This is a genomic window from Streptomyces sp. NPDC026672 (assembly GCF_040638185.1).
In the GTDB taxonomy this organism is placed as follows: Bacteria; Actinomycetota; Actinomycetes; order Streptomycetales; family Streptomycetaceae; genus Streptomyces.
The window spans coordinates 1-14624 of sequence record NZ_JBEZXS010000087.1; the positions used below are offsets into that span (position 1 = coordinate 1).

Annotated in this window: 11 protein-coding genes; 9 read left to right on the forward strand and 2 right to left on the reverse strand. The window is 72.7% G+C overall.

Features of this window, described 5'->3' with window-relative positions:
- Positions 1-242 precede the first annotated feature (242 nt).
- Complete coding sequence (locus AB0F77_RS42415; RefSeq protein WP_361959945.1) at positions 243-1286, forward strand: zinc-dependent alcohol dehydrogenase family protein; 1044 nt, start codon at positions 243-245, stop codon at positions 1284-1286.
- 94 nt (positions 1287-1380) lie between these two features.
- On the opposite strand, the gene AB0F77_RS42420 is transcribed toward AB0F77_RS42415, so the two are convergent.
- Positions 1381-1581 (reverse strand): MerR family transcriptional regulator, encoded by a 201-nt coding sequence (locus AB0F77_RS42420; protein WP_361959948.1) that lies wholly within the window; start codon positions 1579-1581, stop codon positions 1381-1383.
- Between the two features lie 329 nt (positions 1582-1910).
- Positions 1911-2828, reverse strand: coding sequence for a sugar phosphate isomerase/epimerase (locus tag AB0F77_RS42425; protein WP_361959951.1), 918 nt, complete (start codon positions 2826-2828; stop codon positions 1911-1913).
- Positions 2829-2953: 125 nt separating this feature from the next.
- Here AB0F77_RS42425 and iolC point away from each other — a divergent pair, with 125 nt between their 5' ends.
- From iolC to AB0F77_RS42465, 8 genes are all read left to right on the forward strand, one after another.
- A complete protein-coding gene (gene iolC, locus AB0F77_RS42430; RefSeq protein ID WP_361959954.1) occupies positions 2954-3904 on the forward strand; it encodes a 5-dehydro-2-deoxygluconokinase in 951 nt (316 codons plus the stop codon).
- A complete protein-coding gene (locus tag AB0F77_RS42435) occupies positions 3901-4848 on the forward strand; it encodes a deoxyribose-phosphate aldolase (RefSeq protein WP_361959957.1) in 948 nt (315 codons plus the stop codon). The genes iolC and AB0F77_RS42435 overlap by 4 nt, the downstream gene beginning before the upstream one ends.
- 7 nt (positions 4849-4855) lie before the next feature.
- Positions 4856-5680, forward strand: coding sequence for a 5-deoxy-glucuronate isomerase (gene iolB / locus AB0F77_RS42440; protein ID WP_361959960.1), 825 nt, complete (start codon positions 4856-4858; stop codon positions 5678-5680).
- Complete coding sequence (gene iolD, locus AB0F77_RS42445) at positions 5677-7569, forward strand: 3D-(3,5/4)-trihydroxycyclohexane-1,2-dione acylhydrolase (decyclizing) (RefSeq protein WP_361959963.1); 1893 nt, start codon at positions 5677-5679, stop codon at positions 7567-7569. The genes iolB and iolD overlap by 4 nt, the downstream gene beginning before the upstream one ends.
- Positions 7570-7584: 15 nt before the next feature.
- A complete protein-coding gene (gene mmsA / locus AB0F77_RS42450) occupies positions 7585-9087 on the forward strand; it encodes a CoA-acylating methylmalonate-semialdehyde dehydrogenase (RefSeq protein ID WP_361959966.1) in 1503 nt (500 codons plus the stop codon).
- A 281-nt stretch (positions 9088-9368) separates the two neighbouring features.
- Positions 9369-10817, forward strand: a complete 1449-nt coding sequence (locus AB0F77_RS42455; RefSeq protein WP_361959969.1) for an APC family permease — start codon at positions 9369-9371, stop codon at positions 10815-10817.
- Between the two features lie 151 nt (positions 10818-10968).
- On the forward strand, positions 10969-13674 hold the full coding sequence (locus tag AB0F77_RS42460) for a CocE/NonD family hydrolase (RefSeq protein ID WP_361959972.1): 2706 nt from the start codon (positions 10969-10971) through the stop codon (positions 13672-13674).
- Complete coding sequence (locus AB0F77_RS42465; RefSeq protein WP_361959975.1) at positions 13671-14534, forward strand: ABC transporter permease; 864 nt, start codon at positions 13671-13673, stop codon at positions 14532-14534. Before AB0F77_RS42460 ends, AB0F77_RS42465 begins: the two co-directional genes overlap by 4 nt.
- The last annotated feature ends 90 nt before the right edge of the window (positions 14535-14624 follow it).

Consider the following 14624-nt stretch of genomic DNA (forward strand, 5'->3'; position numbering starts at 1 on the left):
GCCCTCGTACTGGATGTACTCGGGCGTTCCGACAACGCAGCGAGTGTGCGTGCCAGGCGTCGCGGGCCAGGCGGGACTTTCGAAACACGCCCTAGCGTTCCGGGGACGGACGATCCCCGGGTGGCCGGGGATTGCGATGCGACCGGGTCCACGGGGGCGGGCCGGTGCCGGGAGCCCTGAGCGGCGGTTCCCGGCACCGGCCGACGGTGTCCGTGGGCCCGCGAGCCGTGAGGAGGACATACGTGCGGGCTGTGGTGTTCGAGCGGTTCGGGGAGCCGGCCGAGGTGCGGGAGGTGCCCGATCCGCGGCCGGCGGAGCACGGGGTCGTGGTGCGGGTCGAGGCCACGGGGCTGTGCCGCAGCGACTGGCACGGCTGGGCGGGCCACGACCCCGACATCACCCTGCCGCACGTGCCCGGACACGAACTCGCCGGTGTCGTCGAGGCGGTGGGCCCCCAGGTCACCGGCTGGTGCGCGGGAGACCGGGTCACCGTGCCGTTCGTCTGCGCCTGCGGGAGCTGCGCCGCCTGTGCGGCCGGTGACCAGCAGGTGTGCGAGCGGCAGACCCAGCCGGGCTTCACCCACTGGGGGTCCTTCGCGCAGTACGTCGCCCTGGACCATGCCGACGTGAACCTGGTCGCCGTGCCCGACGACATGGCCTTCGCCACCGCCGCCTCCCTCGGCTGCCGTTTCGCGACGGCGTTCCGGGCGGTCGTGCAGCAGGGCCGGGTGCGGGCGGGGGAGTGGGTCGCGGTGCACGGCTGCGGGGGTGTGGGACTGTCGGCGGTGATGATCGCGGCGGCCTCGGGGGCGCGGGTGGTCGCCGTGGACGTGTCGCCCGGGGCGCTCGACCTCGCGCGGCGGTTCGGCGCGGCGCACTGCGTGGACGCCACCCGTACCCCGGACACGGCGGCGGCCGTCCGTGAACTGACCGGTGGTGGCGCGCATCTCTCGCTGGACGCCCTCGGGTCCCCGGCGACCTGTGCCGTGTCGGTGAACGGACTGCGCCGCAGGGGCCGCCACGTCCAGGTGGGCCTGCTGCCCTCCGCCGACGGCACGACGCCGGTGCCCATGGCCCGCGCCGTAGCCCTGGAACTCGAACTCCTCGGCAGCCACGGCATGTCCGCCCACACCTATCCGGCCATGCTCACCCTGGTCCGCGCGGGCACCCTCCGCCCCGACCTCCTCACCACGTCGACCATCCCCCTGAACGAGGCCCCCGAGTCCCTGACCACCCTGGCCGACACACCCACCCCGGGCATTACCGTCATCGAACCGTGGAGCTGAGCGGGATCGCGGGAGGGAGCGCCGCCCGTGGGGTACGGCCTCGCCGAGGGGGTGTGGTCGACGGCGAGGCCGGGCCGGCCACTTCGGGGCCGTGTCAGTGGGTTCTGCGGCCCCGGTTGCTCGGGCGGGAGGCCACCCAGGCGCGGACCGTGTCGGCGTACCAGAAGGGCTTGCCGGCCTCCACGTGGTCGGGTGGAGGAAGCAGTCCGTGCTTGCGGTAGGAGCGCACGGTGTCCGGCTGCACCTTGATGTGCGCCGCGATCTCCTTGTAGGACCAGAGCCTTCGGTCGGTCATGAGCCGCACCTCCCTGCACGCGCCGCGGCGGCGGCCGGGGACGGCCGTCGGGGGAGCCGGGCGCTGCGCTGGCGATCACCAAGCCTGTGCCCGGTCAACGACGCACGGTGACCGGCCGAAAGGGCCTGTCGACCGGGTGTGACGCAGAGCCCGCGTACACGAGACATGTGTGACAGGAAGGTGGTCTTTGTGACAGAGGTGAAGCAAAGGCGTACGCCCGCACATGGGCGGGGCGTGTTGACACGGCGGGCCCGGGTGCCCTTCCGGAGGGAAGGACACCCGGGCCCGGGCCACGGCCGTACCGTACGGCCGGTGGGGTGCGGTGCGGGTCACGCCCCGCAGGAACGCAGGAACGCCCGCGTCCGCTGAGCGATCGGCAGGGGCTTGTCCGGGTCGCACGGGTACATGTCCTGCTCGACGATCGCGAACAGGTCCACGTCCAGCTTCTGCGCCGCCTCCAGCACCGGCCCGAGCGCGGGCACGCCCGTCGGCGGCTCGCACATCACGCCCTGGGCGACGGCCGGTCCGAACGGGGTCCCGTTCGCCCGCACGTCCGCCAGGATCTCCGGGTCCACCTGCTTGAGGTGCAGATAGCCGATGCGCTCCCCGTAGGTCTCGATCAGCTTGACGCTGTCCCCGCCGCAGTACGCGTAGTGCCCGGTGTCCAGGCACAACGACACCAGCGACGAGTCGGTCCCGTCGAGGAAGCGGACGACGTTCTCCTCGCTGTCGATGTGGGTGTCGGCGTGCGGGTGGACGACGATCGACAGGCCGTAGCGCTCCCGCACCTCCCGCCCCAGCCGCTCGGTCAGCCCGGTGAGGTTGCGCCACTGCTCGGGCGTGAGCGTGTCCGGCTCCAGCACCTCACCGGTCTTGTCGTCCCGCCAGAACGAGGGGATGACGACCAGGTGCCGCGCGCCCATCGCCTGGGTGAGCGCGGCGATGTCGGAGACGTGCGCCCACGTCTTGTCCCACACCGCCTCGCCGTGGTGCAGCCCGGTGAACACGGTGCCGGCCGACACCTTCAGGCCACGGCGGGAGGTCTCCTCGGTGAGGGCGGCGGGGTCGGTCGGCAGGTACCCGTACGGGCCCAGCTCGATCCATTCGTAGCCGGAGTCCGCCACCTCGTCGAGGAAGCGCTGCCACGGCACCTGAACAGGGTCTTCCGGGAACCACACGCCCCAGGAGTCGGGCGCCGATCCGATCCGGATACGGGAGAGTGAGGACTGAGGTGACAACGACGTCATGGCCACCAGAGTGCGGCTCGGAGGAGGGGTCGTCAAGGTCTGGTCCGAATGTCTGGACAAAACATTGACAGGGCTCCCCGGACGGGACTAGAAAACCGGAGGAGAGCCGTGACGAAGGGAAGCCGATGGCGTACGACCTGATCACCATGGGGCGGATCGGGGTGGACCTGTATCCGCTCCAGACCGGCGTCCCACTCGCCCAGGTGTCGACCTTCGGCAAGTTCCTCGGCGGGTCCGCGTCGAACGTCGCCGTGGCCGCCGCCCGGCTCGGCCGCCGCACCGCCGTGATCACCCGCACCGGCGACGACCCCTTCGGCACCTATCTGCACGAGGCCCTGCGCGGCTTCGGCGTGGACGACCGCTGGGTCACCCCGGTCCCCGGACTGCCCACCCCGGTCACCTTCTGCGAGGTCTTCCCGCCGGACGACTTCCCGCTGTACTTCTACCGGCAGCCCAAGGCGCCCGACCTGGAGATCGACGCCCACGAGCTGGACCTCGACGCCGTCCGCGAGGCCCGCATCTTCTGGGTCACCGGCACCGGCCTCAGCGAGGAGCCCAGCCGCACCGCGACCCTCGCCGCCCTCGCCCACCGCGCCAGGGCCGGCACCACCGTCTTCGACCTCGACTGGCGCCCCATGTTCTGGCCGGACCCCGACGAGGCCCGCTCCTTCTACGCCGAGGCCCTGCGCCACACCACGGTCGCCGTCGGCAACCTCGACGAGGTCGAGGTCGCCACCGGGGTGCGCGAACCCCACGCGGCGGCCCGCGCCCTCCTCGACGCCGGCGTCGAACTCGCCGTCGTCAAGCAGGGCCCCAAGGGCGTCCTCGCGGTGAACCGCCGGGGCGAGTCGGCCGAGGTGCCGCCCCTGCCCGTGACGGTCCTCAACGGACTCGGCGCGGGCGACGCCTTCGGCGGCTCCCTGTGCCACGGACTGCTGGCCGGATGGGACCTGGAGACGATCATGCGGCACGCCAACGCGGCCGGCGCCATCGTCGCCTCCCGCCTGGAGTGCTCCTCCGCGATGCCCACCCCGGACGAGGTGGCCGCCGCGCTGGACGCCGGGGAGGTGCGATGAGGGCCGGCCAGGTGGGCGGCGCCCACCGCGACGGCGGCGACGGGAGCGCTCCCCCGCGCGTGGACGTCGCCGCGCTGGTGCACACCCGCACCCATCACCCCGAGGCCGTCGCCGAGGCCGCCGCGCGCCGGCCCCGCAGATCCCTGATGGGCGACAGCGGCCGGCTGATGATCGTCGCCGCCGACCACCCCGCGCGCGGCGCCCTCGGCGTCGGCGACCGCCCGCTCGCCATGGCCAACCGCGCCGACCTGCTGGAACGGCTGTGCCTCGCGCTGTCCCGCCCCGGCGTGGACGGCGTCCTGGCCACCGCCGACATCCTCGACGACCTGCTGCTGCTCGGCGCCCTCGACCACAAGGTGGTCATGGGCTCCATGAACCGCGGCGGCCTCCAGGGCGCGTCGTTCGAACTCGACGACCGCTTCACCGGCCACCGCCCCGAGGACATCCACCGGCTCGGCTTCGACGCGGGCAAACTGCTGCTGCGCATCGGCTACGACGACCCCGGCTCCCTGAACACCCTGGAGGCCACCGCGCGGGCCATCGACGACATGGCCGCGCGCCGGCTCCCGGTCTTCGTCGAGCCGTTCATCAGCCGCCGCACCCCCGAGGGCCGGCTGAAGAACGACCTGTCCGCCGAGGCCGTCACCAAGTCCATCGCCATCGCCTCGGGCCTGGGCGGCAGTTCGGCCTACACCTGGCTCAAGGTCCCGGTCACCGAGAACCCCGACGACATGACCCGGGTCATGGAGACCTCCACGCTCCCGGCCGTGCTGCTCGGCGGCGAGGTCGGCGGCTCCGTCGAGGAGCAGAGCGCGGCGTACGAGAAGTGGCGCGGCGCGCTCCAACTGCCCACCGTGCGCGGCCTGGTGGTCGGCCGCACCCTGCTGTACCCGGCGGACGGCGACGTGGCCGCCGCCGTGGACACCGCCGTAGGACTGCTGTGAGGGCCGTATGACCAGCACCGAACTGCACCTTCCCAAGGGCTCCACCGCGGGCCCGCAGTACGCCGTCGACATCGACCCGAAGCGGGCCGGATGGGCGCACAGCAGCCTGCGGATCGTCGAGCTGTCACCGGGTGGCACGCATATGTTCACCACCGGGGACAGTGAGTGGATCGTGCTTCCGCTGAACGGCGGCTGTACCGTGCACATGGAGGACGAGGAGTTCCAAGTCCTGGGCCGGGACAGCGTGTTCACCTCCGTCACGGACTTCGTGTACGCGCCCCGGGACACCCGGGTCCAGATCGCCTCCGGCGCGGGAGGCCGCTTCGCCCTGGCAGGAGCGAAGTGCGAGCGACGACTCCCCGCCCGCTACGGCCCCGCGCCGGAGGTCCCCGTCGAACAGCGCGGCAGCGGCAACGCGGCACGTGAGGTGCGCAACTTCGCCTCCGCCGACGCGTTCGACTGCGACCGGCTCATCGCCGTCGAGGTGATCACGCCCGGCGGCAACTGGTCCTCGTACCCGCCGCACAAGCACGACGAGCACCGGCCGGGCGAGGAGTCCGTGCTGGAGGAGATCTACTACTTCGAGATCCAGGGCCCGAACGGATACGGATACCAACGCGTATTCCCCTCCCGTGAGGGCGGAGCGGACGTCCTCGCGGAGGTCCGCTCCGGCGACGCCGTCCTCGTCCCCGACGGATGGCACGGCCCGTCGATCGCGCAGCCCGGACACGCCATGTACTACCTGAACGTCATGGCCGGCCCCGGCGCGACGCGGGAATGGCGGATCTGCTTCCACCCGGCCCACGTAGAAAGCACAGGGGGTTACCGATGACGGTGCAGACCTCGACGACGAGGCTCACGGTCGCGCAGGCGCTGGTGCGCTTCCTGTCCGCCCAGTACACGGAGCGGGACGGCGTACGGCAGCGGCTGATCGGCGCGACCTGGGGCATCTTCGGCCACGGCAACGTCGCGGGCATCGGCCAGGCACTCGTGGAGCACGGCGACGTGATGCCGTACCACCAGGGCCGCAACGAACAGGCCATGGTCCACGCGGCCGTCGGCTACGCCCGGCAGTCGAACCGGCTGTCCACGCACGCGGTGACGACGTCCATCGGCCCCGGCGCGACCAACCTGGTGACCGGCGCCGCGCTCGCCACGATCAACCACCTCCCCGTCCTGCTGCTGCCCGGTGACGTCTTCGCCGCCCGGCCCGCCGACCCGGTCCTCCAGCAGCTCGAAGTCCCGTACGCCGGCGACGTGTCGGTCAACGACGCCCTGCGCCCGGTCTCCCGTTACTTCGACCGGATCAACCGCGCCGAGGCCCTGATCCCGAGCGCCCTCCAGGCCATGCGGGTGCTCACCGACCCGGTGGAGACCGGCGCCGTCACCCTCGCCCTGCCGCAGGACGTCCAGGCGGAGGCGTACGACTGGCCCGACGAGTTCTTCGCCGACCGGGTGTGGACCGTGCGCAGGCCGGGCGCCGACCCCGTCGAACTCGCCGAGGCCGTCCGCGCGGTCCGCGCGGCACGGCGGCCCCTGGTGATCGCGGGCGGCGGTGTCCACCACAGCCGTGCCGAGGCCGCCCTCGCCGAGTTCGCGGAGACCACCGGCATCCCGGTCGCCTCCACCCAGGCCGGCAAGGGCGCCCTGACCTGGGACCACCCGCAGGACGTCGGCGGCGTCGGCCACACCGGCACCGCCACCGCCGACGAACTCGCCCGCACCACCGACCTGGTGATCGGCGTCGGCACCCGCTACACCGACTTCACCACCGCCTCCGGCACCCTCTTCGAGAACCCGGACGTCCGCTTCCTCAACCTCAACATCGCCCCCTTCGACGGCCACAAGCTCGGCGGACTGCCGCTCGTCGCGGACGCCCGCAGCGGCCTCCAGGAGCTGACCGAGGCCCTGGCGATGCACGACCACCGGGTCGACGCCGGCTACGTCACCGCGTACAGCGAGGACAAGGAGCGCTGGGAACAGCGTGTCGACGCCTGCTACGAGGCCGACGAGCCGGACGTACGGCCGACGCAGCCGCAGGTGCTGGGCGTGCTGGACTCGATCGTCGACGAGACGGACGTCATCATCAACGCGGCCGGATCGCTCCCCGGCGACCTGCACAAGCTGTGGCGCACCCGCTCGCGCGACCAGTACCACCTGGAGTACGGCTACTCCTGCATGGGCTACGAGATCCCGGCCGCGATCGGCGTGAAGCTCGCCGCCCCCGACCGGCCCGTGTGGGCGCTGGTCGGCGACGGGACGTACCTGATGATGCCGACCGAGATCGTCACCGCCGTGCAGGAGGGCGTCGCGATCAAGATGCTGCTCGTGCAGAACCACGGGTACGCCTCGATCGGCGGGCTGTCGGAGTCGGTGGGCGCCGAGCGGTTCGGCACCGCCTACCGCTTCCCGGCCGAGGACGGCGGCTACACGGGCGCCCCGCTGCCGGTCGACCTGGCCGCCAACGCGGCCAGCCTGGGCATGCGCGTGCTGCGCGCCAAGACCGTGGGCGACCTGCGGGCGGCCCTCGCCGAGGCACGCGCCGCCGACACCCCCACTTGTGTCTACGTGGAGACCGAAACCGCAGACACAGTGTCGGGGGCGCCCCCGGCGCAGGCCTGGTGGGATGTACCCGTGGCCGAGACCGCGACGAGGGCGTCCGCGGTCAAGGCACGGGAGCTGTACGAACGGCATGTCTCGACCCGACGCCGCCATCTGTAAAAGGAGTTACTGGGCATGACGAAGATCGTCAACCACTGGATCGGCGGCAAGTCCGTCGAGGGCGCGTCGGGCACCTACGGTCCGGTCACGGACCCGGCGACCGGCGCGGTCACCACGAAGGTCGCGTTCGCCTCCGTCGAGGAGGTGGACGCCGCGGTCGCCGCCGCACAGGACGCCTTCGCCACCTGGGGCACGTCCTCGCTGGCCAAGCGGACGGAGATCCTGTTCCGCTTCCGCGCCCTGCTGGACGCCAACCGGGACGCGATCGCCGAACTGATCACGGCCGAGCACGGCAAGGTGCACTCCGACGCGCTCGGCGAGGTCGCGCGCGGCCTGGAGATCGTCGACCTGGCGTGCGGGATCAACGTGCAGCTGAAGGGCGAGCTGTCCACACAGGTCGCCAGCCGCGTGGACGTGGCCGCGATCCGCCAGCCGCTCGGTGTCGTCGCGGGCATCACGCCGTTCAACTTCCCGGCGATGGTGCCGATGTGGATGTTCCCGCTGGCCATCGCCTGCGGCAACACCTTTGTGCTCAAGCCCTCCGAGAAGGACCCGTCGGCCTCCCTGAAGATCGCCGAGCTGCTCTCGGAGGCGGGGCTGCCGGACGGTGTCTTCAACGTCGTGCAGGGCGACAGGATCGCCGTCGAGCGGCTCCTGGAGCACCCGGACGTCAAGGCCGTCTCGTTCGTCGGGTCGACCCCGATCGCCCGCCACATCCACGCCACGGCCACCGCGAACGGCAAGCGCGTGCAGGCGCTCGGCGGCGCCAAGAACCACATGCTGGTCCTGCCCGACGCCGACCTGGACGCGGCGGCGGACGCGGCCGTGAGCGCCGCCTACGGCTCCGCGGGCGAGCGCTGCATGGCGATCTCGGCCGTCGTCGCGGTCGGCTCGGTCGGCGACACCCTGGTGGAGAAGATCCGCGAGCGCGCCGAGAAGATCAAGATCGGGCCCGGCAACGACCCCTCCTCCGAGATGGGCCCGCTGATCACCAAGGCCCACCGCGACAAGGTGGCCTCCTACGTCGAGGGCGCGGCGGCCGAGGGCGCCGAGGTCGTCCTGGACGGCACCGGCCACACCGTCGAGGGCTACGAGGACGGCCACTGGATCGGCATCTCCCTGCTGGACAGGGTGCCGACCGGCGCGAAGGCGTACCAGGACGAGATCTTCGGCCCGGTGCTGTGCGTGCTGCGCGTCGACACCTACGACGAGGGCGTGGCGCTGATCAACGCGTCGCCGTTCGGCAACGGCACCGCGATCTTCACCCGGGACGGCGGCGCGGCCCGCCGCTTCCAGCTGGAGGTCGAGGCGGGCATGGTCGGCGTCAACGTGCCGATCCCGGTGCCGGTGGGCTACCACTCCTTCGGCGGCTGGAAGGACTCCCTCTTCGGCGACCACCACATCTACGGCAACGACGGCACGCACTTCTACACCCGCGGCAAGGTCGTCACCACCCGCTGGCCCGACCCCTCCGACGCCCCCACCGGCGTCGACCTCGGGTTCCCGCGCAACCACTGAGGGTCACCCGCACCCCCACGGGGGCCGTCCGGCATTCGGGCGGCCCCCGTTTTTTTGCGGAGCGGCGCTGCGGTTCCCGCACGCCCGGATTCCCGTCCGGTACGCGGATCCCGCGCCACGCCGACCCGCGCCGGACGGGCCCACGACCACGGATTCCGTAGGCAAACGGGTATTGACGTGCTGGTTTTCGCCGGGGTTCCATGCAGCACCGCCCCAGTCGCCGAAAGCACCCGCCCTCCCAGCCGCCGGAGGCATCCGCACCAGTCGATCGGAACCGCCGCATGACCGACACGCTTCAGAAGTCCGTGGCCGAGGAGGCCGTGCCCTCCCCGTCGCCGGGGCTGAAGCGCTCCATCGGGGTCACGGGGGCCACCCTCCTCACCCTGTCGTGCGTCACCCCCGCCTCCACCCTCTTCGTCGTCGTCCCCGACCTGTTCGGCTCCCTCGGCACCGCCACCGCCCTCACCATCGCCATCGGATCGCTCCTGTGCATCGCGGTGGCGTTCTGCTACGCGGAGCTGGGCACCCTCATCCCCAGCGCGGGCGGCGAGTACGCCATGGTCTCGACGATGGCCGGACGGCTCGCCGGCTGGCTGGTCTTCGTGCTGTCCCTGCTGGTCGTGGTGATCGTGCCGCCCGTCATCGCCATGGGCACCGCCGACTACCTCGCGCCGATCGTCCACCTCGCCCCCGCCCCGACCGGCGCGGGCGTGATGCTGCTCGCCACCCTCGCCGGACTGCTCGACCTGCGCGCCAACGCCTGGATCACCGGCGTCTTCCTGGTCCTGGAGGTCATCGCCGCCGCGGTCGTCGCCCTGCTCGGCTTCACCCACGCCCACCGCGGCCTCGGCAGCCTCACCTCGATGCAGGTGACCGGCGCGCACGGGCACACGGACACCGTGACGGCCATGCTCGTCGTCTCCGGACTCGCCATCGCCCTCTTCGTCACCCAGGGCTTCTCGACCGCCGTCTACCTCTCCGAGGAACTGGAGAACCCGCGCCGCAACGTCGCCCGCACGGTCCTCGCCACCCTCACCATCTCCACCGTGATCATCCTGGTCCCGGTCGTCGCCATCACCCTCGGCGCCTCCGACGTCGGCGAGCTGACCGGCGGCGACATCAGCTCCATGGTCACCGCCTGGTCCGACTCGGCCGTCGGCACCTTCGTCAGCCTGTGCGTCGCCCTCGCGATCATCAACGCGGGCATCGTCATGGTCATCCAGAACTCCCGGGTCCTGTTCGCCTCGGCCCGTGACAAGGCGTGGCCCGGACCGGTCAACGGCCTCTTCTCCCGGCTCGGCCGCTTCGGCTCCCCCTGGGTGGCCACGCTCGCCGTCGGTGTCCCCGGCGCGCTGCTCTGCTTCGTCGACCTGGACACCCTCTACGGTGTCACCGGCGTCTCGGTGACCGGCATGTACCTCCTCGTCGCCGTCGCCGCCCTGCTCGCCCGGCGCGGCGCGCACCGGCACACGCCCGCGTGGCGCATGCCGCTGTGGCCCACGGTGCCGGTGCTGCTCATCGCCGTGCTGACGTACATCCTCAGCCGGCAGGAGACCGGCTACCTGCTGTGGACCGGCGGCATCACCGCCGTCGCCACCCTCTACTGGGTCTTCTACCTCCGCCCGCGCCGCGACACCCGCTGGCTCGTCTCCCTCCCGGAGGACACCTCCCTTCCGGAGGACACCTCCCTTCCGGAGGACACCTCCCTCCCGGAGGAGACCCGCGCCTGACCCGCGCCCGACCCGCGCGGCACCGTCCGCGCCCGGTCCGCGCGTACCGCAGCCGTGGTACACGGGGCCCCACCCGTACGCCCCGAGGAGGGGCGGGGGTTCAACCCGGCGGCTGCATCGCTCGCGGACCCCGGACCGTACCGTTGAGGGCATGGATCTTCGACTGCCCGGCGTGCGCGGGCTGCTCCGGAAGCCGCGGCGGCTGCTGGCCGCCGCGGCGGCCGTCGTGGTGCTCGCCGGCGCCGGTACGTGGACGGCCGTCGCCTCCGACGACGCCCCCGCGGTACGGCGGGCCGACCGCGTCATGGACATGGGCGGCGGCGTCCGCCTCGACACCTCCTGGTTCACCACGGCGACGGGCGGCCGCCGCCCCGCCGTGCTGCTCGCCCACGGCTTCGGCGGCAGCAAGGCCGACGTGCGCCAGGAGGCCGAGGACCTCGCCCGCCACGGATACGCGGTCCTCACCTGGTCCGCACGCGGCTTCGGGCACTCCACCGGCAAGGTCGGCCTGAACGACCCGGAGCACGAGGTCGCCGACGTCTCCCGGCTCATCGACTGGCTCGCACGGCAGCCCCAGGTCCGGCTCGACCGGGCCGGCGACCCGCGCGTGGGCGTCGCCGGGGCCTCCTACGGCGGCGCGGTCTCCCTGCTCGCCGCCGGGTACGACCGGCGGGTGGACGCCATCGCCCCGTCGATCACCTACTGGAACCTCGCCGACGCCCTGTTCCCGAACGGCGTGTTCAAGAAGCTGTGGGCCGGGATCTTCTTCAGCCAGGGCGGCGGCTGCGACAAGTTCGAGCCCGCCCTGTGCGCGATGTACAACCGGGTCGCCGAGTCGGGCAAGCCGGACGCCGCCGACCGGCGGCTGCTGGAGGAGCGCTCGCCGTCCGCCGTCGCCGCCCGCATCAAGGTGCCCACCCTGTTCACCCAGGGCCAGACCGACTCGCTGTTCACGCTCGCCCAGGCCGACGCCGCCCAGAAGGCGATCCGCGCCAACGGCGCCCCCGTCGACGTCGACTGGATCGCGGGCGGCCACGACGGCGGCGACCTGGAGGCCGACCGCGTCCAGACCCGGGTGACGGCCTGGTTCGACCGCTACCTCAAGGGCGACACGGCGACCGACACCGGCCCCGGCTTCCGCGTCACCCGCACCGGCGGCGTCGACTCCACCGACGGCGCGGCCCTGCTGCGCGGCGCGAGCGCCGACACCTACCCCGGACTGGAGGACGACCGGCGCGCGATCACGCTGACCGGCGGCGCCCAGCGCGTCGACAACCCGGCGGGCGCCAGCCCGCCCGGCGTCTCCGCCCTGCCCGGACTCGGTGCCGCCGGTGGCCTCACCCAGCTGTCCGCCCTCGGCGTCGGCCTCTCCCTCGACTTCCCCGGCCAGTACGCCCGCTTCGACTCCGCCCCGCTCCGCGACGACCTGCGGATCACCGGATCGCCCACGGCCACCGTCCACGTGCGCTCCAGCGGCGGCGACGCCGTCCTGTTCGCCAAGGTGTACGACGTCGGACCCGGCGGCACCCGGCAGGTGCTGCCCTCCCAGCTCGTCACGCCCCTGCGGATCGAGGGCGCCGAGGCCGGCAAGGACGTCACCGTCACGCTCCCGGCGATCGACCACGACGTGCAGAAGGGCCACCGGCTGCGCCTGGTCCTGGCCTCCACCGACCTCGGCTACTCCTCGCCCGTCGCCCCGGCGACGTACACCGTCGGCCTCAGGGGCGCGCTGAACGTGCCGACCGCGCCCGGGGTCACCAGCGCGGCCGCGCCGCTGCCCGCCTGGGTGTGGTGGCTGCCGGCCGCGGGCGCGGTGCTCGCCGCGGGCCTGCTGCTCGCCGGCCGCCGCCGCACCGCCGTGCCCGCGCCGCCCGACCCGGCGCTGGCCGGCGTCCCGCTCCAGATCACCGGCCTGAGCAAGCGGTACGCGGGCTCGGCGGACCGGTACGCGGTGCGGGACCTGTCCTTCCGCGTGGAGCGCGGCCAGGTGCTCGGACTGCTCGGTCCCAACGGCGCGGGCAAGACGACGACCCTGCGCATGCTCATGGGCCTCATCAAGCCCGACGGCGGCGAGGTCCGCGTCTTCGGGCACGCGATCCGGCCCGGCGCCCCGGTGCTCTCCCGGGTGGGCGCCTTCGTGGAGGGCGCAGGCTTCCTGCCGCATCTGTCCGGCCGGGAGAACCTGGAGCTGTACTGGCAGGCCACCGGGCGTCCGCCCGAGGACGCGCACCTGGAGGAGGCCCTGGAGATCGCCGGCCTCGGCGACGCCCTCGCCCGGGCCGTGCGCACCTACTCGCAGGGCATGCGCCAGCGGCTCGCCATCGCCCAGGCCATGCTCGGCCTGCCCGACCTGCTCATCCTGGACGAGCCGACCAACGGCCTCGACCCGCCCCAGATCCGCGAGATGCGCGAGGTGATGATCCGCTACGCGGCCGGGGGCCGCACGGTGATCGTCTCCAGCCATCTGCTGTCCGAGGTCGAGCAGTCCTGCACCCATCTGGTGGTCATGGACCGCGGCCGGCTGGTCCAGGCCGGCCCGGTCGCGGAGATCGTCGGCACGGGCGACACCCTGCTCGTCGGCCTCGCGACGGACGTGTCCGACCCGCTGGTCGAGAAGGTCGCCGCACTACCGGGCGTGGACTCGGCGCTGCGCACCGAGGACGGCCTGTTGATCCGCCTGACCCCGTCCGACGACCACCTGCCGCCCGGCACGGCCACCGGGCCCGGTGGCGCCGGGGGCTCCGCCGCCGCTCGGCTGCTCACCGAGTTGGTCCGCCTTGAGGTGCCGGTCTCCTCGCTCGGCCCCCACCGCCGGCTCGAAGACGCCTTCCTCACCCTGATCGGAGGTTCCGCGTGAGTACCGTCGCCGAACCCGTCGAGGTCGCCTCCGGATACCGCGCCGGGCGGACCCTGCCGCTGCGGGTCGAGCTGGTGCGCCAGCTCAAGCGGCGCCGCACGCTCGTCATGGGCGCGATCCTCGCCGTCCTGCCGTTCGTGCTGGTCGTCGCCTTCGCGATCGGCGGCGAGCCCAGCGGCCGGGACGGCCAGGTGACCCTGATGGACACGGCCACCGCGTCCGGCGCCAACTTCGCCGCGGTCAACCTGTTCGTGTCCGCCGGCTTCCTGCTGGTCGTCCCGGTCGCCCTGTTCTGCGGGGACACCGTGGCCTCCGAGGCCGGCTGGTCCTCCCTGCGCTATCTGCTCGCGGCGCCCGTGCCCCGCGCCCGCCTGCTGTGGTCCAAGCTCGTCGTCGGACTCGGCCTCAGCCTCGCCGCGATGATCCTGCTCCCGCTCGTGGCGATCGCCGTCGGCACCGTCGCCTACGGCTGGGGCCCGCTGGAGATCCCCACCGGCGGCGCCCTCGACCCGGGCACCGCGGCGCAGCGCCTGGTGGTCGTCGTGGCCTATGTGTTCGTGTCCCAACTGGTCACCGCGGGACTGGCGTTCTGGCTGTCGACGAAGACCGACGCCCCGCTCGGCGCGGTCGGCGGAGCGGTCGGCCTGACCATCGTCGGCAACGTCCTCGACGCCGTCACCGCCCTCGGCGACTGGCGCGACTTCCTGCCCGCGCACTGGCAGTTCGCGTGGGCGGACGCAGTACAACCGCACCTGGAGTGGTCCGGCATGATCCAGGGCACGGCGATCTCGGTCACGTACGCACTGGTCCTGTTCGCCCTGGCCTTCCGGGGCTTCGCCCGCAAGGACATCGTGTCCTAGGTGTATTGATCACGAGCGTTGTTAACGCCGCCGGGCTTGATCATGGCGAAGGCCTCCGTGTGTGGTGGAGGTGTCGAATCTTCACCGCAC

Coding starts and splice junctions, on each gene's coding strand:
- AB0F77_RS42420 (WP_361959948.1), bottom strand. CDS start 1,581: ATGACCGACCGAAGGCTCTGGTCCTACAAGGAGATCGCGGCGCACATC.
- AB0F77_RS42425 (WP_361959951.1), bottom strand. CDS start 2,828: ATGACGTCGTTGTCACCTCAGTCCTCACTCTCCCGTATCCGGATCGGA.
- iolC (WP_361959954.1), top strand. CDS start 2,954: ATGGCGTACGACCTGATCACCATGGGGCGGATCGGGGTGGACCTGTAT.
- AB0F77_RS42435 (WP_361959957.1), top strand. CDS start 3,901: ATGAGGGCCGGCCAGGTGGGCGGCGCCCACCGCGACGGCGGCGACGGG.
- iolB (WP_361959960.1), top strand. CDS start 4,856: ATGACCAGCACCGAACTGCACCTTCCCAAGGGCTCCACCGCGGGCCCG.
- iolD (WP_361959963.1), top strand. CDS start 5,677: ATGACGGTGCAGACCTCGACGACGAGGCTCACGGTCGCGCAGGCGCTG.
- mmsA (WP_361959966.1), top strand. CDS start 7,585: ATGACGAAGATCGTCAACCACTGGATCGGCGGCAAGTCCGTCGAGGGC.
- AB0F77_RS42455 (WP_361959969.1), top strand. CDS start 9,369: ATGACCGACACGCTTCAGAAGTCCGTGGCCGAGGAGGCCGTGCCCTCC.
- AB0F77_RS42460 (WP_361959972.1), top strand. CDS start 10,969: ATGGATCTTCGACTGCCCGGCGTGCGCGGGCTGCTCCGGAAGCCGCGG.